This is a genomic window from Rhodothermales bacterium (genome assembly GCA_039944855.1).
Lineage (GTDB): Bacteria > Bacteroidota > Rhodothermia > Rhodothermales > JANQRZ01 > JBBSMX01.
The window spans coordinates 53,941-74,713 of sequence record JBDUXZ010000002.1; the positions used below are offsets into that span (position 1 = coordinate 53,941).

The 20,773-nt window shown below is 67.9% G+C and carries 18 protein-coding genes; 8 read left to right on the plus strand and 10 right to left on the minus strand.

Annotated elements, in window-relative coordinates:
* Positions 1-9 precede the first annotated feature (9 nt).
* From ABJF88_00600 to ABJF88_00615, 4 genes are read right to left on the minus strand one after another with little or no spacing between them, the layout of a single operon-like run.
* Positions 10-477, minus strand: a complete 468-nt coding sequence (locus tag ABJF88_00600; GenBank protein ID MEP0545410.1) for an ATP-dependent zinc protease — start codon at positions 475-477, stop codon at positions 10-12.
* Entirely contained in the window at positions 474-1,532 is a 1,059-nt protein-coding gene (locus ABJF88_00605) for an aspartate carbamoyltransferase catalytic subunit (protein ID MEP0545411.1), read from the minus strand. The genes ABJF88_00600 and ABJF88_00605 overlap by 4 nt, the downstream gene beginning before the upstream one ends.
* Before the next feature lie 10 nt (positions 1,533-1,542).
* The gene (pyrR, locus tag ABJF88_00610) at positions 1,543-2,127 is read right to left on the minus strand and encodes a bifunctional pyr operon transcriptional regulator/uracil phosphoribosyltransferase PyrR (protein MEP0545412.1); all 585 of its coding nucleotides are present in this window, start codon (positions 2,125-2,127) and stop codon (positions 1,543-1,545) included.
* A gap of 53 nt (positions 2,128-2,180) precedes the next feature.
* Entirely contained in the window at positions 2,181-2,705 is a 525-nt protein-coding gene (locus ABJF88_00615) for a hypothetical protein (protein ID MEP0545413.1), read from the minus strand.
* Positions 2,706-2,786: 81 nt separating this feature from the next.
* Here ABJF88_00615 and ABJF88_00620 point away from each other — a divergent pair, with 81 nt between their 5' ends.
* Together ABJF88_00620 and ABJF88_00625 are read left to right on the plus strand one after the other, a co-directional pair.
* Positions 2,787-3,728: a DUF58 domain-containing protein gene (locus ABJF88_00620; GenBank protein ID MEP0545414.1), complete on the plus strand. Its 942-nt coding sequence runs from the start codon at positions 2,787-2,789 to the stop codon at positions 3,726-3,728.
* 125 nt (positions 3,729-3,853) lie between these two features.
* On the plus strand, positions 3,854-5,581 hold the full coding sequence (locus tag ABJF88_00625) for a M28 family peptidase (GenBank protein ID MEP0545415.1): 1,728 nt from the start codon (positions 3,854-3,856) through the stop codon (positions 5,579-5,581).
* 76 nt (positions 5,582-5,657) lie between these two features.
* On the opposite strand, the gene ABJF88_00630 is transcribed toward ABJF88_00625, so the two are convergent.
* The 4 genes from ABJF88_00630 to ABJF88_00645 all read right to left on the minus strand — a co-directional run bounded on the left by ABJF88_00630 (position 5,658) and on the right by ABJF88_00645 (position 9,702).
* Positions 5,658-6,602, minus strand: coding sequence for a L,D-transpeptidase (locus tag ABJF88_00630; protein MEP0545416.1), 945 nt, complete (start codon positions 6,600-6,602; stop codon positions 5,658-5,660).
* A 125-nt stretch (positions 6,603-6,727) separates the two neighbouring features.
* A complete protein-coding gene (locus ABJF88_00635) occupies positions 6,728-7,822 on the minus strand; it encodes an endonuclease/exonuclease/phosphatase family protein (protein MEP0545417.1) in 1,095 nt (364 codons plus the stop codon).
* 71 nt (positions 7,823-7,893) lie between these two features.
* Positions 7,894-8,871, minus strand: a complete 978-nt coding sequence (locus ABJF88_00640) for a rhomboid family intramembrane serine protease (protein MEP0545418.1) — start codon at positions 8,869-8,871, stop codon at positions 7,894-7,896.
* Between the two features lie 120 nt (positions 8,872-8,991).
* The gene (locus ABJF88_00645; GenBank protein ID MEP0545419.1) at positions 8,992-9,702 is read right to left on the minus strand and encodes a rhomboid family intramembrane serine protease; all 711 of its coding nucleotides are present in this window, start codon (positions 9,700-9,702) and stop codon (positions 8,992-8,994) included.
* A 279-nt stretch (positions 9,703-9,981) separates the two neighbouring features.
* Between ABJF88_00645 and ABJF88_00650 the strand changes: the two genes are divergently transcribed.
* Together ABJF88_00650 and ABJF88_00655 are read left to right on the plus strand one after the other, a co-directional pair.
* A complete protein-coding gene (locus ABJF88_00650; protein ID MEP0545420.1) occupies positions 9,982-10,758 on the plus strand; it encodes a UDP-2,3-diacylglucosamine diphosphatase in 777 nt (258 codons plus the stop codon).
* A gap of 193 nt (positions 10,759-10,951) precedes the next feature.
* On the plus strand, positions 10,952-13,303 hold the full coding sequence (locus ABJF88_00655; GenBank protein ID MEP0545421.1) for a PBP1A family penicillin-binding protein: 2,352 nt from the start codon (positions 10,952-10,954) through the stop codon (positions 13,301-13,303).
* Between the two features lie 34 nt (positions 13,304-13,337).
* Here the strand turns inward: ABJF88_00655 and ABJF88_00660 are convergent, their stop codons facing one another.
* On the minus strand, positions 13,338-13,694 hold the full coding sequence (locus ABJF88_00660) for a four helix bundle protein (GenBank protein ID MEP0545422.1): 357 nt from the start codon (positions 13,692-13,694) through the stop codon (positions 13,338-13,340).
* A 69-nt stretch (positions 13,695-13,763) separates the two neighbouring features.
* Here ABJF88_00660 and ABJF88_00665 point away from each other — a divergent pair, with 69 nt between their 5' ends.
* A complete protein-coding gene (locus ABJF88_00665) occupies positions 13,764-15,011 on the plus strand; it encodes an exonuclease SbcCD subunit D (GenBank protein ID MEP0545423.1) in 1,248 nt (415 codons plus the stop codon).
* Here ABJF88_00665 and ABJF88_00670 read toward each other — a convergent pair.
* Positions 15,008-15,844, minus strand: coding sequence for a 4-(cytidine 5'-diphospho)-2-C-methyl-D-erythritol kinase (locus tag ABJF88_00670; protein ID MEP0545424.1), 837 nt, complete (start codon positions 15,842-15,844; stop codon positions 15,008-15,010). The two genes, ABJF88_00665 and ABJF88_00670, sit on opposite strands and share 4 nt — an antisense overlap.
* Positions 15,845-15,972: 128 nt before the next feature.
* Here ABJF88_00670 and ABJF88_00675 point away from each other — a divergent pair, with 128 nt between their 5' ends.
* The 3 genes from ABJF88_00675 to ABJF88_00685 all read left to right on the plus strand — a co-directional run bounded on the left by ABJF88_00675 (position 15,973) and on the right by ABJF88_00685 (position 20,562).
* On the plus strand, positions 15,973-17,814 hold the full coding sequence (locus ABJF88_00675) for an SLBB domain-containing protein (GenBank protein MEP0545425.1): 1,842 nt from the start codon (positions 15,973-15,975) through the stop codon (positions 17,812-17,814).
* Between the two features lie 32 nt (positions 17,815-17,846).
* Positions 17,847-19,070 carry a Wzz/FepE/Etk N-terminal domain-containing protein gene (locus tag ABJF88_00680; GenBank protein ID MEP0545426.1) on the plus strand — a complete coding sequence of 408 codons (1,224 nt, stop codon included), beginning with the start codon at positions 17,847-17,849 and terminating at the stop codon, positions 19,068-19,070.
* Between the two features lie 64 nt (positions 19,071-19,134).
* Positions 19,135-20,562 (plus strand): O-antigen ligase family protein, encoded by a 1,428-nt coding sequence (locus tag ABJF88_00685; protein ID MEP0545427.1) that lies wholly within the window; start codon positions 19,135-19,137, stop codon positions 20,560-20,562.
* Positions 20,563-20,773 lie beyond the last annotated feature (211 nt).

Below are 20,773 nucleotides of genomic sequence, written 5' to 3' on the forward strand. Positions count from 1 at the left end.
CGAAGGGCGCTACGTGTAGAGGTGGGCCGCGCGGGGCTTGCGGCCGTGGAGGTACGACACGCTCGCGTCGACGAGCAGGCGGCCGGCGAGCGCTTCGCGGCCGAGCAGCATCCGCAGCCGCATCGAGCGCCGGTCCGTGAGCGTAACCTCGACGGGCCATGTCAGATCCCCGAGCCGCAGCGCCGTGCGGATTACGACGCGCAACTCCTCGTGCCCACTCGAACTCGTGACCGAGCGCTCGTCCACGACGTCGGCCGTGGCCCACACCGCGAGCCGCTCGTTCTCCTGCAGCGGGTGGACGCCGAAGCGGACGCGCTCGCACCCGTCCTCGCGGAAGGTCTCGATGTCGAAGGCGTGGAGCGACGACGTTTTAGCCCCCGTGTCCACCTTCGCTTTCACGGCGGGCAGGCCGAGGTCGGGCAACGCGACCCACTCGCGCCAGCCGACGATGAGGGTCGGTTGCGGGCGGCGTTTCATGCGTCGCTCCGCTCGCCGTCACGCGCGCCCGTGCCGCCGGAGAGGAGGTAGAGGCACGCCATCCGCACGGCGACGCCGTTCGTGACCTGGTTCAGGATCACCGAGCGGTCCGAGTCCACGACCTCGCTCGCGAGCTCGACGCCGCGGTTGACGGGGCCGGGGTGCATGATGCGGAGGTCGGGGTAGTGGGCGAGGTGCGACTCCTTGATGCCGTAGCGCTCGTGGTACTCGCGGAGGCTTGGGAAGAGGCCGCCCTTCGAACCCGTCTGCCGTTCGAGCTGGATGCGGAGCGCCATCGCCACGTCGCAACCCTCGAGCGCCGCGTCGAGCCGGTCGACGACGCGGACGCCCATCTGCTCGATGTCGCGTGGCATCATCGTGCGCGGGCCGCAGAGCGTGACGCTCGCGCCGAGCGCTTGCAAGCCGTGGATATTCGAGCGCGCGACGCGGCTGTGCGTGATGTCGCCGATGATCGAGACGTTGAGCCCGGCGAAGTCGCCCCGGTGGAGCTGCTCCCCGAAGCGCGGGAGGTCGAGGTCGGCGAGCGTGAGCATGTCGAGGAGGGCCTGCGTCGGGTGCTCGTGCGCGCCGTCGCCCGCGTTGAGCACGACGGAGTCGATCCACCGCGTGAGGAAGTGGGCGGCGCCGGGCGAGGCGTGGCGGATCACGACCATGTCGATCTTCATCGCCTCGATGTTGCGCGCCGTGTCCTTCAGCGTCTCCCCCTTCGAGACCGACGAGCCGCTCGCGGAGAAGTTGACGACGTCGGCCGAGAGCCGCTTCTCGGCGAGCTCGAACGAGAGCCGCGTCCGCGTGCTCGCCTCGAAGAAGAGGTTGACGACGGTGACGCCGCGCAGGCTCGGGACGCGCTTCACCGGGCGGTCGAGGACGGAGCGAAACTCGCGCGCGGTGCGGAGGATGAGGCGGATCTCTTCGGCGCTGTACGTCGCGAGCCCGAGGAGGTGGCGGTGCTCGAGAGTGACGAGCGACGAGCGACGAGGGTCGAGTGGCTCTTCGGTTATGATCGCAGCGGGTTGGTCGGGAGAGGCACCCATTCGTCGTTCGTTAGTCGTCGTTCGTCGCTCGTTCGACGAGCCACACGCCGTCGGCTTCGTCGATCTCGGCGAGACGGACGCGGACCTCCTCGCCGGGCGTGGTAGGGACGGTGCGGCCGACGAAGTCGGGGCGAACGGGGAGCTCGCGGAGGCCGCGGTCGATGAGGGCGAGGAAGCGGACGGACGCCGGGCGGCCGAGGTCCATGAGGGCGTCGAGCGCGGCGCGCGTCGTGCGCCCGGTGTAGACCACGTCGTCGACGAGGACGAGGCGGCGGTCGTCGACGTCGAAGGGGATGTCGGTAGGGTGGACGACGGGCTGCCGGAGGCGCTTGCGGAAGTCGTCGCGGTACATCGTCGCGTCGAGCACGCCGAAGGGGAGCTTCAGCCCTTCGAACGCCTCGATCTTATCGCGGAGGCGGCGGGCGAGGAAGACGCCGCGCGTCTGCATCCCGACGAGGGCGAGGCGATCGGCCGGCTCGGCCGCGTCGTCGAGGTGCTCCACGATCTGCCGCGCGAGCCGGTTGAGGGTCCGGTCGAGGTCGGCCGCGTCCATGAGCTGGGCCTTGACGGTATCATCGGGAGAGAGCAGCGCCATGCCCCAAAGGTACGGAGGCGCGAGATCGGCCCGTCGGTGATTTTGCGGGGAGATCAGTGAATCCGCAGCGGCACGGCGAGCATCAATCCCCAGCAGACGAACGCGCAGGCGTAGATCGCCCCGGCGATGAGCGGCGTGTGCTCCAGCAGGCCCGTCATCGCGAGGAGGTTGTGCCAGTCGTGGCTCTCCGGCCCGAGGTTGCCGATGAGCGGGAGCGCCCGCGCCTGTGCGTCGGCGGCGTAGACGCTGACGTCGACGAAGTTCTGCCCGAGCAGGAGGAGCGCGAGCTGGGTGCCGAGCTTGTTGCTCCAGTAGACACCCTGGAACACGAAGAGCGCCGGCAGCAGCAGTTGGAGGAGCGAGCCGCCCGCGATCATCATGAACCGGCCGAAGAACCGGAAGAAGAAGTGCCCGGCCTCGTGGATGATGAGGTCGAAGGCGTGGACGATGGTCCACAGCGCCTCGCCGAGCCAGAACCCGCCGCCCTCGAAGGCAAACACGACGCAGAACGGCAGTAGCAGGACCGACGAGCCCCACGTCTCAGACCACAGCCGCTGCCGAAAAGGAACCGAGAGCATACGGGCAGTATCGGCCGCCGCGTTGGGGTCTCAAACAAACCGGGGCCTCGCTCGTAGCACCCGCCCTCCCACGCCTGCCCGATGCCCGCCGACGCCCGCCTCCGCTACCTCGACCCCCAGACGATCTCGCAGCTCGACTCGATGGAGCTGCGCGCGCGGCTGATCGTCGAGGGCTTCATCACCGGCCTCCACAAGAGCCCGTACCACGGCTTCTCCGTCGAGTTCGCCGAGCACCGCCCGTACAACCCCGGCGACGAGCTGCGGCACGTGGACTGGAAGGTCTACGCCAAGACCGACCGCTACTACGTCAAGCAGTACGAGGAGGAGACCAACCTCCGCCACTACGTCGTCCTCGACACGAGCCCGTCGATGCGCTATCAGGGCGACGCCGCGCTCTCCAAACTGGAGTACGGGGCCTACCTCGCCGCCGGGCTCCACTACCTCATGGCGCGGCAGCGCGACGCGACAGGGTTGATCGCCTTCGACGAAACGGTGCATACGAGCGTCGCGCCGAAGAGCACGCAGGGCGCGCTCCGCAACCTCCTCGCCCAGCTCCAACACCTCGTCGACGCTCCCCCGCCGAAGCGGCGCGATGCGGCGCAGACCGGAGCCGCCGCGGCGCTGCACGAAGTCGCCGAACGGATCGCCCGGCGCTCGCTCGTCGTCGTGATCACGGACCTCTTCGAGAACGTCGCCGCCCACGACGACCTGCTCAAAGCGCTCCAGCACCTCCGCTACCGCGGCCACGAGGTCCTCGTCTTCCACGTGCTCGACGGCGCGACCGAGCGGCGCTTCGCCTTCCCCGACGTGCCGATGCTCTTCCGCGACATGGAGACGGGCGAGGAGGTGACGCTCCAGCCCGCCCAACTCCGCGAGAGCTACGCCGAGGCCGCGAGGGCCTTCGCCGAGCGGTTCCGCCGCCGCTGCCGCGAGTACCACGTGGACTTCGTCGAGCTCGACACGGCCGAGCCGTTCAACACGGCGCTCCTCGCCTACCTCAACAAGCGCCGCCAGCTCTACTGACGCACGGGCTCGGGGGCCGAGCCGTCCACCTCGTCACGCCGTAGGCCGTCCCGCCACACGGCCCGCGACGCCCGACTCGTCGGCGACTACCTTTGCCCGATTCCACGCCAACCCTCCGACTCCGCATGAACCCCCGTCCTGCTCTCCTGCTCGTCGCGCTCGCGCTCGCTAGCTCCGCCGCGTGCGCGCAGCCCGTCCCCACGCTCGACGCCGACCCCGAACTCGCCGTCCGCTACGCCGAGACGATCACGCCGTCCGACCTCGCCGCCCACCTCTACGTCTTCGCCTCCGACTACTTCGAGGGCCGCGAGACGGCGACGCGCGGACAGAAGCTCGCCGCGCAGTACCTCGCCGGACAGTACCGCAAGATCGGCGTGTCGCCGAAGGGCACGGCCGCGACGGACGACCCGCTGAGCCCGGCGGCCTACTTCCAGCCCTTCGCGCTCACCGAAGCCTACGTCGCGAGCGCCGGGCTCACGGTGCAGCGCGGCGGCGAGACCGTCGCCACGAGCACGTTCACGCCCGAGCGGCAGGACGGCCTCGCCTACCTCCGCAGCGGCGGCGACGGTAGCATGACTGGCGGCGTGGTCTTCGCCGGCTACGGCATCGGCGGCAACGAGGCGTACGACGACCTCGCCGCGCTCCGCGACGCGGGCCTCTCCGTCGCTGGCAAATGGGTCCTCGTCCTCGGCGACGAGCCGCTCTCGGCCGAGGGCCGCAGCCTCCTCACCGAGGACGGCGTGCCGACGGACTTTTCGACGTCGTGGTACCGGAAAGCGCTCGGCTTCCTCCGCAGCGACCTCGGCGCGCCCGCCGGCTTCCTCGTCGTCGCCGACACGAGCCCGCTCCAGCCCCTCGGCGTCGCCGAGCAGGCCGCGGCGACGGCGCAGAGGCTCGGCTCCCTCTCGCTCGCCGGATCGGAGAGCGGCGGCGGCAGCCGGTTCCCCGCGATGTTTAACGTCTCGTCGGACTTCGCGAACGCTATTCTTGCCTCGTCGGGCCGCACCGTCGCCGAGTTGCAGCGGGCCATCGACAGCAGCCTGATACCCGTCGTGTTCGCCGTGGACGACGTGAACGTGGAGGCCGCGGTCGAGCGCGCGACGCGGACGGTCGAGAGCGAGAACGTGCTCGCGTTCATTGAGGGCTCCGACCCCGTGCTCAAAGACGAAATCGTCGTCCTCTCATCGCACTACGACCACGTCGGCATGGACCCGCTCGCGATTGGCGACGGGATCTACAACGGGGCCGACGACGACGGCTCGGGCACGGTTACGATCCTCGAAATCGCCGAGGCGTTCGAGCAGGCGCGGCGCGACGGCCACGGCCCCCGCCGCTCCGTCCTCTTCCTCAACGTCTCCGGCGAAGAGAAGGGCCTCCTCGGCTCGGCCTACTACGCCGACACCGAGCCCGTCTTCCCACTCGAAAACACCGTCGCGAACCTTAACATCGACATGATCGGGCGGTACGACCCCGAGCTCGACGGCGCGACGAACTACGTCTACCTCATCGGCTCGAAGATCGTCTCCGACGACCTCGACCGGATCTCGACGGCAGCGAATGCCCTCGTCGGCGGCGGGCTCGAACTCAACGACCGCTTCAACACGAAGGACGACCCGAACCAGTTCTACCGCCGCAGCGACCACTGGAACTTCGGCAAGCACCGCATCCCGTTCGTGTTCTACTTCACCGGCACGCACGAGGACTACCACGGCGTCGGCGACGAAGCGCACAAGATCGACTACGAGCGGATGGCGCGGATCGGCCGGCTGATCTTCGCGACGACGTGGCAAATCGCCAACCAGGACGCGCGCCCGGCGATCTCCGGCGCGGGCTTCTGGGACGGCGAGGGCTGAGCGAGAACTGGCACTGCGCTCGGGCGGAGGTAGAGACGCAGCATGCTGCGTCTCTACGGCGGGGTCGGCGCTGGGTTTACGATTTCGAGGCGCGGAGGCGGTCGAAGTGGACCTGCTGGTCGGTGCCGGGCGGGACGCTGAACGGGTCGGCGGGGAGGTCGGCGAGGTTCGGGCGCGGGCCGGCGGGGGTGTGGACGAAGCGCTGCGGGCGGCCGTCGGGCTCCTCGCCGTCGCCGAGCACGAGGACCGTCGTGCCCTGCTCGACGACGCGGCCGGCGCTGTCGCGCTTCCAGCCGTCGGCCCAGTCGTAGATCCACTTCGCGTCGGCGGCGATGAGGCGGACGCAGCCGTGGCTGGCGGGCGCACCCGTCGGCATCGTGTACTGGTGGATGTGGAAGCCGCGCGGGGCGTGGAAGTTGAACACCCACTTCATCAGCCACTCCTCACCTTCCGGGCTCTCGGACGAGATGCGCTCGGGCTCCTGCCAGTTGAAGTTGTACCGGCCGCCCGGCGTGCGCGAGCCCTCCGCGCCCGTGTTCACGACGCCCCACCGCTGGAGCCGGCCGTACTCGTAGGCCGCCCACGCCTGCACCTTCTTATCGATGACGAACAGCTTGTCGAAGTCCGCCGCGCCTTCATAAAAACGGGGGAACGGGGCATACGCGCGGATGTCGAGGTCCGCCCGGCTCGGGACGATCAGCGTGTCGCCAACGCTGAGCTCGGGCACGCGGACGTAGTTGATGAACTCGATGAGCGGGAGGTGCTCGCGGCCCGCGCGGGCGTCGCCCTCGCCGAGCTCTTTGTAGAGCCGGTGGCGGGCCCACACCGAGTTGCCCTCGGGGTCGCTGAGCACCGCGTAGCGGTACGTCACCTCCGGCAATGCGTCGAGGTCGCCGTGCCGAGCGTAGAGGAGCGCTTCGAGGTCTTGCTGGTCGTAGTAGCGCTGGTACGAGCCCTGCGCGGCGGCCGGCGCGGCGAGTGCCGTGCAGCCGAGCACCAACAAGAGAAGGGGACGAAACACGAGCGGACGCATTATGAGCAGGGGAATGATTGCAGAAGGGGGCATACTACGGCGGAGCCGGGAGCAGGCTCCGGCGTCCTGCGGTTTCTGGCCTTGTGCCGTACAAGATTCCCGCCAACTTCCCGCTAGCCGCCGTCGCGCCAGCGGAGGCGGACGACGAGCGGGCGGTGGTCCGAGAACGTGACGGCGGGGACGTGGGCCTCGACGACCTCCCACGCGGGGTCCACGAGCACGTGGTCGATGCGGACGACGGGGAAGTCGGCGCGGTACGTCCCGCCCCAGCCCGAGCCGGCGACGGCGAAGGCATCGGTCCGGCCCTCGGCGAGGCGGTGGTAGCCCCAGTTGTTCGCCGTCGCGTTGAAGTCGCCCGCGACGATGACGGGGAGCGTCTCCGCCTCGATCTCGCGGACGATCTCCTCGACCTCGGCGGCGCGGCGGCGGTACGCCTCGCGGTAGCGGCGGACGAACGGGAGCCACGTGCCCGGCTGGAGGAGGCGGACGTCCTCCTCCCACGGCTTCTCCTGCCCGAAGTAGCGGAGGTGGACATTGTAGTGGACGCCCTCGCGCCCCTGCCACCGGAACCGGGTGCGGACGTACTGCGACGCGCCCCGGTCCTCCGGCCCCGTCTCCAGCGTCCGCTGCAACTGCTGAACAACGACGAGCCCGCCCGGCGCGTCGGGCCGGATCAGGACGGGCTGGTGCGTCACCCAGTCTGGCGGGATCGCGAGTAAGTACCCCAGCGAATCCACGGCGGGGCTGACGTACGACGCGATCGTCGGTCGGTACGGTGGCTGCGTGCGGTGGCGCGCGACGGTCTCCTGGAGCCCCACGAACACGGGCCGCTCCGCCACGAGCAGATCGAACACGTCGGCCGCCAGTTGCTCGGCGCTCGGGCCGAAGCGCGGGACGTTCAGCGTCATCACCACGAGGTCATCGTCGGCGGCGGGGCCGGCCTGTTGGAGCCGCTCGAACGGGACGAGCCGGAGCGCGAGCACGACGAGCGCCACGACGTGGAGCGCCACCCAGCCCCACCGTTTCATCGCCACGGGCACGGCCGTCAGCACGAGGAGGGCGACGGCGAACGCCGGGAGCGCGACGGCGAGCAGTTCACTCCACCAGAACGTCCGAGGGTCGACGTGGACGGCGGCGTAGCCCGTCGCTGCGGCGAGCAGGACGAGCCCGTCGAGCAGCACGAACAGGGCCCAGAAGAAACGGCGCACGAGGGAAGGGGATGACGGTGGGAAGGTGGAGGATACCGCCGTATCGCCTCGCCCTGCCACGCCGCGCCCGTTCAATCGTTCTGGCTCGCTTCGTAGAGCGCGCGCTTTTCCTCTTCGGTGAGCGCGTCGTACCCCCGCTCGTTGATCTTGTCGAGGATGCGGTCGATGTCCGCTGGGCCTACGACCTCGACGTCTTTCTTGGGCACCCGTTTCATGCGGCGCCCCGTGTCCGACTTCCCGGACGAGGCGGCGCGGCGCGGCGCGTCCTCGTCGCCTTTCCGGCCGGCCAGCCAGCGGTCGAGCCGGGCGAGCACGCCGCCCTTCTCCTCGCCGCGCGCCGGGGCGCTGTAACCGCCGTAGGCAGAGCGTTGTGGGAAAAACGCCTGCGCCCACGCCGCGAGGTCGGTGCCGCGCTGCTGCGCCCAGCCGAAGAGGAAGCCGATGCCCGCACCGCCGAGGTACGTCAGGAGCAGCGCGGGATGGCCGAGCGTGAACAGGACCGAGAGCAGGAGGAAGCCACCCGCCAGCCACTTCAGCGGGACGACGCCGATGATGAACAGCCCGATGCCGCGGTTCGGGTAGAGCGCCGCCACGCAGAAGAGCACGCCGAAGACGGGCGCCATCGCCCCGTCCACCGGGAACAGCCGGCCGTCGGGGATCACCGCGCCGAGGAGCACGGCGAGGAGCGCGCCACCGATCGCGGCGAGCACGTAAAGCCCGAAGAGCCGGTGGCTGCCGTAGGTCTCCTCGAAGTCCCGGCCCATCCAGTAGAGCCAGAGCATGTTGAACCCGAACGAGATCAGCCCCCAGAACCCGACTTGCAAATGGACGACGCTGTACGTCAGGAGCTGCCACGGCCGGAACAGCGGCGTCGGCAGCGCCGGGTTCAGCGCGAGGTACTCCACGACGAACGTCGCCGCCGGCCCCGAGAGGCGGACGAAGAACCACGCGACGTAGATCACCGTGTTCACGGTGAGCAGGAGGCGCAGCGCCGGCGGCAGCAGGCGGTACCACCGCTGAAATCGGTCCAGGGGAGATTCTCCGGTCATAAAGCCGCGGGGAGACCCGCTATCAATCCGACGGTCCGGCGGGGAAGGCTCGCAGGGCCCCTCCCGTCCCCGGATGATACCACGCGCGCAACGACGCGCCGAGGCAGCAAGCGGAAAAGTTTAGTACCCAGCGCGGCGCGGTTGCGGCCCAATCGGGAGCTTCCCGCGCCAGTACTGGATGAGGAGGAAGCCGGCGAGCGCGCCGCCGAGGTGGGCGAAGTTCGCCACGCCCGCCTGCGTGCCCGTGACGCCGGCGTAGAGCTGGAGCACCATCAGCCCCGTCACAAACCACTTCGCTTTGATCGGGATCGGGGGAATGAGCAGCATCACGCGCTCCTCGGGGTACATCATCCCGAAGGCGAGGAGCACGCCGAACACGCCGCCCGAGGCCCCGACCGTCGGCACGATCACCGGGTCGCCGATGCCGAAGAGGAACGGCGACGAGGTCACGAGGAGCTGGAGCAGGCTAGCTCCGATCACGCAGAAAAAGTAGAAAAACAGGAAGCGCTGGCTCCCCCACGTGTTCTCGATCCGCATCCCGAACATCCAGAGGCCGAACATATTGAAGAAGATGTGGCCGAGCCCGCCGTGGAGGAACGCCGTCGTGACGAGCTGCCACGGGTAGAACTGCGGAACCGCGTTCACCTGCCCGAACCGGCTCGGCGCGACGTCGGGCGTCCCCGCCGGCCACAGCGCGAACCACTGGAAGAGGAAAGCCTGCATCTGAGGCGCGACGGTGGCGAAGTACACGAGCCCGTTGATGATCAGGAGGTTCTTGATCACCGGTGGCATTACGCTCCACGTCGGCGGCTGGTACGCGGTCTGGTTCATTGACTAAAACAGGGGTGACGGAGTAGGGGTAGAACGGGGCCCCCGATGCGGGGGTTGCGTCGAACGAGCCGAGCCGGGGAAGGTTGCGAACGGTCGGATAAGGGGAAAGGGTGAGGGGAAAAGGGTAAAATGAGCGCATCTGCCGGGACCGCATTACGCTCCCCGTGCGCTCGCCCGTACCGACTCGACGGTGCCGTACCGACTCGGCTGTGCCGCTTCAATGGCTTAATCCGATCTCCCCTCTTTACCCTTCACCCTTTTCCCTTTTCCCCTTCGACTGTGTACCTCTTCCTCTCCGACCTCCACCTCGGGCGCGGCACCGCTGCCGAGAGCCGCGCCGCCGAACGCGACGCGCTCGCCCTCCTCCGCGCGCACGAATCAGACGTGCGGCCTGCCGGGGGCGACGGCGGCCTCTTCCTCGTCGGCGACGTGTTCGACCAGTTCATCGAGTACCGCCGCCTCGTCCCGAAGGGGTTCGTCCGGCTCCAAGGCCTCCTCGCCGAATGGACGGACGCGGGCGTCCCCGTCACGTATGTCGTCGGCAACCGCGACCCGTGGCACCTCGACTACTTCGAGCGCGAACTCGGCGTGCGCGTCGTGCCCGACGGCGTGGCGGCGAGGCTGGCGGGGCGCGAAACGTATATTGCCCACGGCGACGGGCTCGTCCCGACGGAGCAGGCGTACAACCGGCTGAAGCCGCTGCTGCGCCACCCCGTGCCCTACCGGCTCTACCGGAACCTCTTCCCCGGCGACTGGGGCTACCGCCTCGCCCGGCACATCGCCCGCCGGGGCAGCGGCGCGCCCGACGCCCCCACCGTGGACGCCCTCCGCGACGCCGCCCGACGCCGCCTCACCGGCCCCACCGACCTCGTCGTGTTCGGCCACGGCCACCGCGCCGAACGGATCGACGGGCCCGGCGGGACCTACCTCAACCCCGGATACTGGTTCGCCGACCGCACCTTCGCCCGCCTCGACGCCGCCGGCCCGGCCCTTCTCCGCTGGACGGCCGGCGAAGCCCGACCGCTCGACGCGACCGAATACGCACGCCACGAATAAAGAGTAAAGCACAAAACGAGCGGGAGCCCGGCCCAACCCGCTCCCGTAGACCCGCCGCATCGTAGGTTTACCGGAGTTCACTCCCGCAGCCTGTCCCACAGGGCATGCGTAATAACCCCGCGCGCCCGGCCGTTTCCCCACCGGCCCTCCCCTTGAATCCAGGCGGTTTTACCGCTCGCCGATCCCGCCACGCATGCCCAGCGATCCCTACTCCGAAGACGAGTTGCAGCGCTACTTCGACGACCCCGAGGCGCGCCGCACCGCCACGTCCGACGCCGAGGTCAAGCGCCGTTCGTTCACCGCGCTCAAGTGGGTGACCCTCGGCATCGGGGGCATCGCCCTGCTCTTCGTCCTCTGGCTCGTCATCCTCTCCTTCACGCTCCCGCCGACGGAGTTGATCGAGAACCCCGAGCACCTCGAATCGACCGTGGCCTACACTGCCGACGGCGTCGAGCTCGCGCGGTACTACCTCGGCCAAAACCGAACGTGGGTCGCCTCGAACGAGATCTCGCCGACGATGACCGAGGCGCTCGTGGCGATGGAGGACCGGCGGTTCTACGACCACTGGGGCGTGGACATGCGCGGGTTCGCCGCCGTCGCCTACGGCGCGCTCACCGGCCAGGGCGTCCGCGGCGCGAGCACGATCACGATGCAGCTCGCGCGTAACCTCTACGAACAGATAGGCTTCGACCGCTCCGTCACGCGGAAGGTGAAGGAGATCCTCACCGCGATCCAGCTCGAACGGCGCTACACGAAGGACGAGATCGTCGAGATGTACCTCAACACCGTCGCGTGGGGGAACAACGCGTTCGGCGTCGAGGCCGCGGCTCAGACCTACTTCGACAAGTCCGCCGCCGAACTCGACGTCGAGGAGTCCGCCGTGCTCGTCGCGATGCTCGCGGCGACGACGCGCTACAACCCCGTCCGCAACCCCGAGGCCGCGATGCGCCGGCGCAACCTCGTCCTCGCTGAGATGGTCGAGAACGGCTCACTCGACCGCACCCGCTACGACGAACTCAAGGCCGACTCCATCGCGCTCACGTTCCGGCCGTACTCCCACACCGACAACCTCGCGCCGCACTTCGCCGAGATCCTCCGCGCCGAGCTGAAGAAGTGGGGCAAAGAGAACGGGTACGACATCTACACCGACGGCCTCGTCGTCCACACGACGATCGACAGCCGGATCCAGCAGATGGCGCAGGCCGCCGTCGACGCGCAGACCGACAAGCTCCAGGCCGTCGTCGACGTGGAGTGGAGCGCGCGCAACTCGTACCGCTCGCAGCGAGAGGACGACTACGTCCGCTACGCCGCCGCGAACGACTACGAGCCGTGGGGCTACTTCTGGAACAGCCAGACCCGCCTCGTCGATGCCTTCATCCGCGACACCGACCGCTGGCGCCGCCTCCGGGACGAGGGCGCGAGCCGTGAAGAGGCCGTGGCCCAACTGCGCGGGGACGAGGCCTTCATGGACTCGCTCAAGACGGACAAGACCCACCTCGAAGCCGGCTTCCTCGCGATGGACCCCAACACCGGCTACGTCCGCGCGTGGGTCGGCGGGCGCGACTTCGTCGCCGACAAGTTCGACCACGTGAAGACGGCGCGGCGCCAGCCCGGCTCCACGTTCAAGCCCTTCGTCTACATCGCCGCCATCGACAACGGGTACTCGCCGTACTACCGCCTCATGGACTCGTCGTTCGTGTGGCGCCAACCCGGCCTCCCGGACTGGCGGCCGACGAACTCCGGCGGCACGAGCGGGAGCTACGTCACGCTCCGCACGGCCCTCGGCCAGAGCAAAAACATCCCGACGGCGCGACTCACCAAGGAAGTCGGCCCGGCGACGGTCGCGACCTACGCCCGCCGCCTCGGCGTCGAGAGTGACATCGACGCCGTCCCGTCGATCGGCCTCGGCGTGAGCGACGTGACGCTCCTCGAGATGGTCTCGGCTTACGCCACGCTCGCCGACGGCGGCGTCCATCACGAGCCGCAGTTCATCCTGCGCATCGAGGACCGCCAGGGGAACGTGATCGCCAACTTCGAGCCGCAGGGCCGCGAGGCGCTCAGCGCGTCGACGGCCTACACCGTCGTCGACATGATGCGCGAGGTGATCGACAGCGGCACGGGCAACCGCATCCGCTGGAAGTTCGGCCTCCGCGACGCCGACTTCGCGGGCAAGACCGGGACGACGCAGGAGAGCGCCGACGGCTGGTTCATGCTGATGCACCCCGACCTCGTCGCCGGCGCGTGGGTCGGCTGGAACGACCGCCGCGTCGCCTTCCGCACGAGTTGGTGGGGGCAGGGCGCGCACAACGCGCTCCACATCGTCGGCGACTTCGCCACGCGCGTCGCGAAAGCCGAAGACCTCCCGCTCGCCCGGCAGCTTGCCACGAACCGCTTCGAGCCGCCGAGCGGGTACGTCCCCCCCGCCGCCCCGCCGCCGCCCGAGGACGTGGACGGTCGCACGCCCGTCCAGCGCCTCTTCGACCGCTGGGAGAACCGCGACAACCCGCGCCGCGACGAGGAGAACCGAGGCCGCATCGGCTGGTGAGCTGAGCGACGACGTACGAGTGACGAGCAACGAGTCAGGAGCGACGACGTAGCGTTTTAATGGAGGCGACGGTCATTGCCAGGATCTCGTCGGTCTCGCTCATGAGGTCGTTCAGCCTCGTCACCTCTACCAGTTCCGCTTCGACGAGCAGTTCCAACCAGTAGAGCGTTTCATCCGCTTCCTCTTCGACGATCTTTAGCTTGGCAATCATGTCAGCCGTCGAGCGACCACGGGAGGCCGCCCGGTAGTTCGCTCCGACCGAGGTGCCCGAGCGCAAAAGCTGCCGGCCTATGACGCGGGCCGCCTCGCTGCGCGGCAGGGCCCCGACCAAATGGATCACTCGGAGCGCCAGCCGCTTCGTCCGAGTCCTGAGGTGTCGTTCAGCTTCCATAACTTGGGGCTTTATGCCTCAGACGCCTGTGGAACCCATTCGTAACTCGTCCTTCGTATTTCGTCACTCGTGAAAATTCTCCACACCGCCGACATCCACCTCGGCTACGAGACGCACGGCCGGCTCAACCCCGAGACCGGGCTGAACTCGCGCCTCCACGACTTCGCCCGGAGCTTCCGCTTCCTCGTGGACCGCGCCCTCGCCGAGGACGTCGACCTCTTCCTCTTCTGCGGGGACGCCTACCGCACGGCCGACCCCACGCCGACGCAGCAGAAGCTCTTCGCCGAGTGCCTCCGTCCCATCGCCGACGCGGGCATCCCGATCGCGATGATCGTCGGCAACCACGACCACCCCGTCTCGTTCGGGAAGGCCTCGTCCGTGGACATCTTCGGCTACTTATCGGGGAACGTCCGCGTCTATCGGACGCCGACCGTGGACCGGATCGACACGAAAGCGGGGCCGCTCCAACTCATCGCCCTGCCGTGGCCGATCCGCTCGATGCTGCTCTCGAAGGAGGAGCACCGGAAGAAGAAGCCCGAGGAGATCCGCACCTTCATCGAGGAGCTCTACACCGGCTTCGTGCAGCAGGCGGCCACCGAGCTCGACCCGTCGCTCCCGGCCGTGCTCGCCGGGCACTTCACCGTGCAGGGCGCGGAGGTCGGCGGGAGCGAGCGGACGAGCCTCATCGCGCACGAGCCGAAGTTCACCGTCGGCCAGCTCACGCCGAACGGCATCGACTACGTCGCGCTCGGGCACATCCACAAGTATCAGGACCGCAACCTCGCCGCCTACGAGCGCGGCGAAGGCCCGCCCGTCGTCTATCCGTCCTCGCTCGAACGCATCTCGTTCAAGGAGCACGACGCCGAGAAAGGCTTCGTCCTCGTCGATATCACGACGGACAGCGGCGAGAAAAAGACGACGTACGAGTTCGTCCCCACGCCCGCGCGCCGCTTCCTCCCAATCGAAGTCGACGCCCGTGATACGGCCGACCCGACGGGTAAGATCGTCGGCCGGATCAAGCTCGAAGACGTGCGCGACGCCGTCGTCCGCATCCGCTACCGGATCGAAGAGGCGCAGGTGCCGCTCGTCGACGGGCGCGCGATCCGCGACGCACTCGCCGAGGCCGACACCGTCGCCGCGATCGAGCGCGTCGTGGACCCGGCCGAGCGCAAGCGCACAACGGTCGTGCAGCGGGACGCGACGCTGAAGGTCGCGCTCGGACAGTACATCGCCCAGCACGAGAGCCTCGCGTCAATGGAGGACGCCCTCATCGCCGCCGCGCTCGAAATCGAGCGTGAGGTAGACGGGAAGGGCTAGCGCCGCGCACTCGTCCACGCCCGGTGCCCGGCCGCTTCTGCCTCGGTCGCCGCGTCTCGCGCATTGGCCGTCTGCTCAAAGACGCCAAACACGGCGGCGCCGGATCCGGAGAGCGCCGCGTATCCCGCGCCCGCATCGAGCAGCCGCTGCCGCGCCGCGCGGATCTCCGGGTATCGAGCGAGGATCGGCGCTTCGAAGTCGTTCACGAGATCGCGCCGCCACCGTTCGAGGTCGTTGGAGCGCACGAGGTCACGGAGGTCGGGGCGACCCTCCACCTTCGGCTCGACGAGGCTGTACGCCGCCGCCGTCGCCACCTGCACGGATGGCATCACGACGGTGAGGGCGTAGGGCAGTCGGTACGGCTCGTCAGCCAACGGCTCCAGCACTTCCCCCCGGCCCGTAGCGAGCATGGCCTCGTCGTGAAGGAAGAACGGGACATCAGAGCCGAGGTCGGCTGCGAGGCGGTGGAGGACGGGCGCGGGGAGGTCGAGGCCCCAGAACTCGGCGAGGAGGCGGAGCGTGTGGGCGGCATCGCTGGAGCCACCGCCCAGCCCGGCCCCGTGCGGCACCTGCTTCCCGAGGTAGAGCGCGCCGTTCGGCTCGATCCCTGCCTCCCCCGCCAGGGCTCGGGCGGCGCGCACGCAGAGGTTCCGCTCGTCGGCCGGGAGCGCCGGGTCGGAGCAGGTGAACCGGAAGTCCTCGGCCGGCTCCACCGTCAGCGTATCGTGCCAACCGAAGGGCAGCAGGACCGTTTCGATGGCGTGGTACCCGTCCGCGCGACGGCGCAGGACGTGAAGACCGAGATTGATTTTTGCAGGGGCGAGGTGGGGCAATGGAATCGGAGGGTGCTCGTTTTAGGAGAAGACCGGAGACGAGAGGATAAGGGCCCCAGCGGCGGTATTGCGCCGGGTCAGCCATGCCCTTAGTTTGCGGCGCCAATTTCGGACCCAACCGCCATCGAATGCTCTTTCCGAATCGTCTAGCGACAACTGGGGTTTGTTGTCTGCTGCTCTGCCTGCTCATCGTGGGGCCCCTCCCCGTTCAAGCGCAGACAAGCCCCTCCGCCCTCTCGCTGGCCGAGCAGCAGGCTCTCATGGCGCAGCAGGCCCGCCAGCAGGTCAATGACCGGATCCTAGCCGCAGGGGGCGTTCCTCTCGAAGGCGCCCTTGACCCAGCCGCGTACATCGTGGGACCGGGCGACGTGTTCAGCATTACTACGGGCGGGGCGATCCCGCTCCAGATTGCCCCTTCGGTGACGGCCGACGGCGTCCTGGTGGTCCCCTCACTCGGGAGCTTTCCCGTCGCTGGCCTCAGCTTGACAGAAGCCCGCGCGCGCGTCATCACCGCGCTCCAGCGGTCCTATCGCAACGTGCCAATCGAGGTGGCCCTTGCACAGCCCCGCCAGTTCTACGTGCACGTCTCTGGAGAGGTCGCCCGTCCCGGCCGTCACGTGGCCGTGCCCGTGGCCCGCGTCGAAGACGCTCTCGCCGCTGCGATGGAGGACAACAATCCGCTCCAAGCGCTGGAGAGGCAGCGGCGCGAATACTGGAACTACGACGGCCTCCCGGCCCTGCGCAACGTGATGGTGGAGCGGCAGACGGGCGAGCGGATCCCTGTAGACCTGATGCGCTATTACGCGACCGGAGATACCCAGTACAACCCGTACCTCCGCGACGGCGACCGCCTCTATGTACCGACCTACACGAGCGATGGAGACGCGGTCTTCGTCGAGTACAAGAACCGGGAGATTCTCAACCGGATGACCACGAACGGGACGACCCGGACTAACGTGGACGCTTACGACTTCCGCCCCGGCGATACCGTCACCGATCTCCTGCTCGTCGCTGGAGGCCCGTCACTGCTCAACGAAACGAGCACGATCCGCCTCATGCGGAACGTCGGTGGTGCACTCGACGTGCGCTCGGTCGATGTGCAGGCCATCATCGCCGGGACCGAACCCGACGTTTCGCTCCAACCTCGCGACAGGCTCCTCATCCCCGATGCCTTGGCTCGTACCGGGGTCGCCGAAGTCGACGGTTTAGTCGTCTACCCGGGGACGTACCCTATCGTCGCTGGCGAGACAACCCTCCGCGACCTCGTGGTCGCCGCAGGAGGCGTCCTCCCCGAGGGGCTGCTGCGGGCGGCGTACCTCGAACGCCGTGGGGCCGCCGAGTCCGCGGATCGCACGCAGTCGCTCGAGTCTGTCGAGAACCCTGCCGCGCGCGATGCCCTCATCCAGCAAGAGATCTTCAAGCAGGCCCGGCTCACGGACCTCTCCTTCGTCAGCCGGCAATACCTGACCCGTGAACTCCTCCAGTTCCAACGGGTCTCCCTCGAACTCGGCGACGACGTGGCCTCCATTCCCGAGGTCCCACTCCGCGACGGGGACCGGTTCGTCGTACCGCGTGACCCCGATGCCGTGCTCGTCATCGGCCAGGTCCAGAACCCTGGATACGTTCCTTTTCGCGCTAGCGCCGATGCGGCGTACTACATCGAGCAAGCCGGAGGCCAAGGTCCGGCTGCCGCCGAGGTCTACCTCCGCGAAGCCGGGAGCGGCGCGCTCCGCTCCCCTGCGAATGCTCCTATTCGCTCAGGTGACGCACTCTTCGTCGATCGCGAGCCGATGGCTGACACGGAATCCTTGCAGGCGCTGGCACTCCAGGAGCGCCAGCTAGATTTCCAGCGCTTGCAAGAGCGCTCGAACCGCCGCTTCCAATACATCCAGACGGGGCTCGCCATCGTGGGCACCGCCGTCGGCCTCGTCACGACGTACCTCCTCATCCAGAGTGAGACGTCGAATTAGCGTTCGGCCCTATTCCACCAGTCTGCTCGCGCATGGAAATCAAAACCCAAGAGACCACGCACGGCGATGGCCTCGCTCTCGAGGATGAGGCACGCCGGGAGCAAGCTTCCCAAACCCTCTGGACCGGGCTCGCCATTCTCTGGCAGCGTCGCCGGTTCATCGCGGGCGTTACGGCCCTGGCCGCCATCGTCAGCATCGTCGTTGCCCTGCTGATGCCGAAGTGGTATGCAGGCGAGGCGCGCGTGCTACGCTCAGAGGGCGGGATGTCGATCATGGGCATGATGGACCGCGCCTCCGGCGGCCTCAGCCGCCTGCTCGGAGCCGGCGGCGGTGACTACGTCCGCTATCTCGCCATCCTCACGAGCCGGTCTATGCTGGAGTCCGTGGTGGAGGAGTTCGACCTCGTGCGCGTATATGACATTGAAGCCGATGATGACGAGAACCCGCTCGATATGGCTGTCGAAGAGCTGACAGACAATGTAGAGTTCGATGTGGACGTCGAGTTCGACTACCTCGCTGTACGCGCCTACGACAAGGATCCAGAGCAGGCTGCAGCGATGGCGAATTTCATCGTAGCGCAGCTGAATGAGGCGAATGCGCGCCTCACCTCGCAGAGCGCACGCGAGTCGCGCATTTTCATTGAGCAGCGACTCCGCAAAGCGGAATCCGACCTGGACTCCGTGCGGGGCGAACTCCAGCAGTTCCAAGAGGCAAATGGCTTCGTCGAGCTCGAATCCCAAGCTCAAGCGTTCATAACCTCCATGGCGACACTGAAGGGCCAAGTCGCCGAAGCAGAGGTCCGCTACCAGACGCTGGCCCAGCAGTATGGACCGGACAACCCGCAGGTGCAGGCGGCTCGCACCGCGTTGCAAGCCGCCCGCCGCCAAGTCAACGCGGCCCTCGGCGGACAAGACGCGATGCTTCCCGTTTCTATGCAAGAGTTGCCCTCGATGAGCCGACGCTATGCGGAGCTGATGCAAGACCAGCTCATTCAGGCAGAGGTCATCGAGAACATCTACCCGCTCTACGAGCAGTCCCTCTTCCAAGAGCGCAGTGAAGCCTCGGCGGTGCAGGTGGTGGACGAGGCCGTCCCGCCGATGCGAGCGGCCAAGCCTTCGCGGCGGATGATCGTGGTTGTCGTCACGCTCAGCGCCTTCATGCTGGCCTGCCTCTTCGCATTCGCACACGCGTGGCTGTGGCAAAACAGAGCACAGCTCGCTCATCGCCTGCACGCAGCCAGCCGCCGGGTGGCCTGAGCCATTGGGCAACGAACCTTCCGCTGCAATCGAGGGCGCTCCGCTTGCGTTTCTGGAGGCGGTCGTGGTTTGGGGCACGCGTGCGCTCGCGGCGACGCTCGTGGGCATCCTCGTCGCCTTGCTCAGTCTAGCCTGGTACGCGCCCGAAGCTCTCCCCTTCCTGCCGCTCGCCCTCGTCGGTCTCTGCGGCATCGCGGTGCTGTCCCGCTACCCCTTAGCGAACTTAGGCGTCGTACTCGCCGGCTTCGTCTTTGCGGTCAACTCCGACGAGGGCCTCCAGATATCGGAGGTCGTCTACGGCCTGTACCTCTACGCGTACGTGTTTTTCTGGTACGCGCGCCGACTCCTCCGTGGCGACAAGATCCTTTTCAGCGCAACGGATCGGGCCGCCCTCCTCTTCATCGTTGGAGGGGCCTTCCTGGGCGTAGCGATGGCCCTCGTATTCGGCGCCTCGCTCAGCGACTTGCGCTCCGACCTCACGGCGTTCCTCGTCCTCGCCCTCTACTTTCCTGTCAAGGAAGCCTGCCGCTGTGCACCGCGCGGTCCCGATGTCATCGTGTATGTGCTGATCGGCCTTGGGATTTTCCTCGGCATCCAGAACTTCATCGTCTTCCGGTCGATCATCTCTTCGGCTACGCTGGCATGGCAGGTGGCCGACGCCCGATTCGCCGCTACGGAAGCTCTGATCATGATCAGCTCATCCGGGGTGTTGTTCCTCCTGCTCGACGCCGAACGGTGGCGTCATCGGCTAGGGTTGCTCGTGCTGCTCCTGTTCATGCTGGCTTCCCTCATACTGACGAAGGGCCGGACGTTCTGGATGGCCTTCGCCTTCGGGACCGTCCTCTCGCTTCTCTTCCTCGGGGGTCGCCAGCGGTTCCGCTTGATCTTCCTTACGACCGTAGGCTCCGCCGTGCTCGTCCTCATCACGGTGACGTTCTTCGGTCAGCTCGCCGACCTCGTGTTTAGCGGAACGCTGAGGCGACTCGCCACTCTACAGGACGCTTCGTCGCAGGACTTGTCGCTGATCGCCCGATTCATCGAGTGGAACGCGCTATGGGACTACATCGTGCGGAACCCTGTTCTGGGCTACGGCTTCGGCACCACCTACCAGTTCTACGACATCATGGATGTGGGGACCGTGGACCGGACGTTTACGCATAATGGGTACCTCGGCGCGTGGTTCAAGCTCGGCATCTTCGGCCTTCTCGTGCTCCTCTTTCTATGGGTCAGTGGGATTTGGGATGCCGTCGTGGTCTACCGAACCCGTTTGCTCTCCGAGCGCTACCGCACCTATGCGCTGCTCTCAATCGTGTCGCTCGCGGCGCTCGCGCTCGCGGCCAACGCGTCCATCTTCTTCATCTATATGAACCAGCTCTTCCCCTTCGCGCTCCTGACCGGGATGGCGAGTGGGCTCCGGCAGCGAAATCTCTCTCTCGTGGGACAAAGCCGAGCGGCGGCCGTCCAAGCTCACACGGCTGGCTCGGCGCTGTGAGCGCGGGGCACCAGACCCTGAAGAACGCTCGCTCGCTCGCGTGTGGCGTGACGGCCATCATTGCCCGCGATGCGGCCCGCGTCGGCTCCCACCCCGCGTCGGCTCCCACCCCGGTTCGGGGGCTGTAGCGTCCCAGCATCGCTGTCTTACAGGACGTAGTGTGAGGGCAGGTTGCTCGAAAGCTCTCCTTGTCCTTCGCCCTGATGGGGCG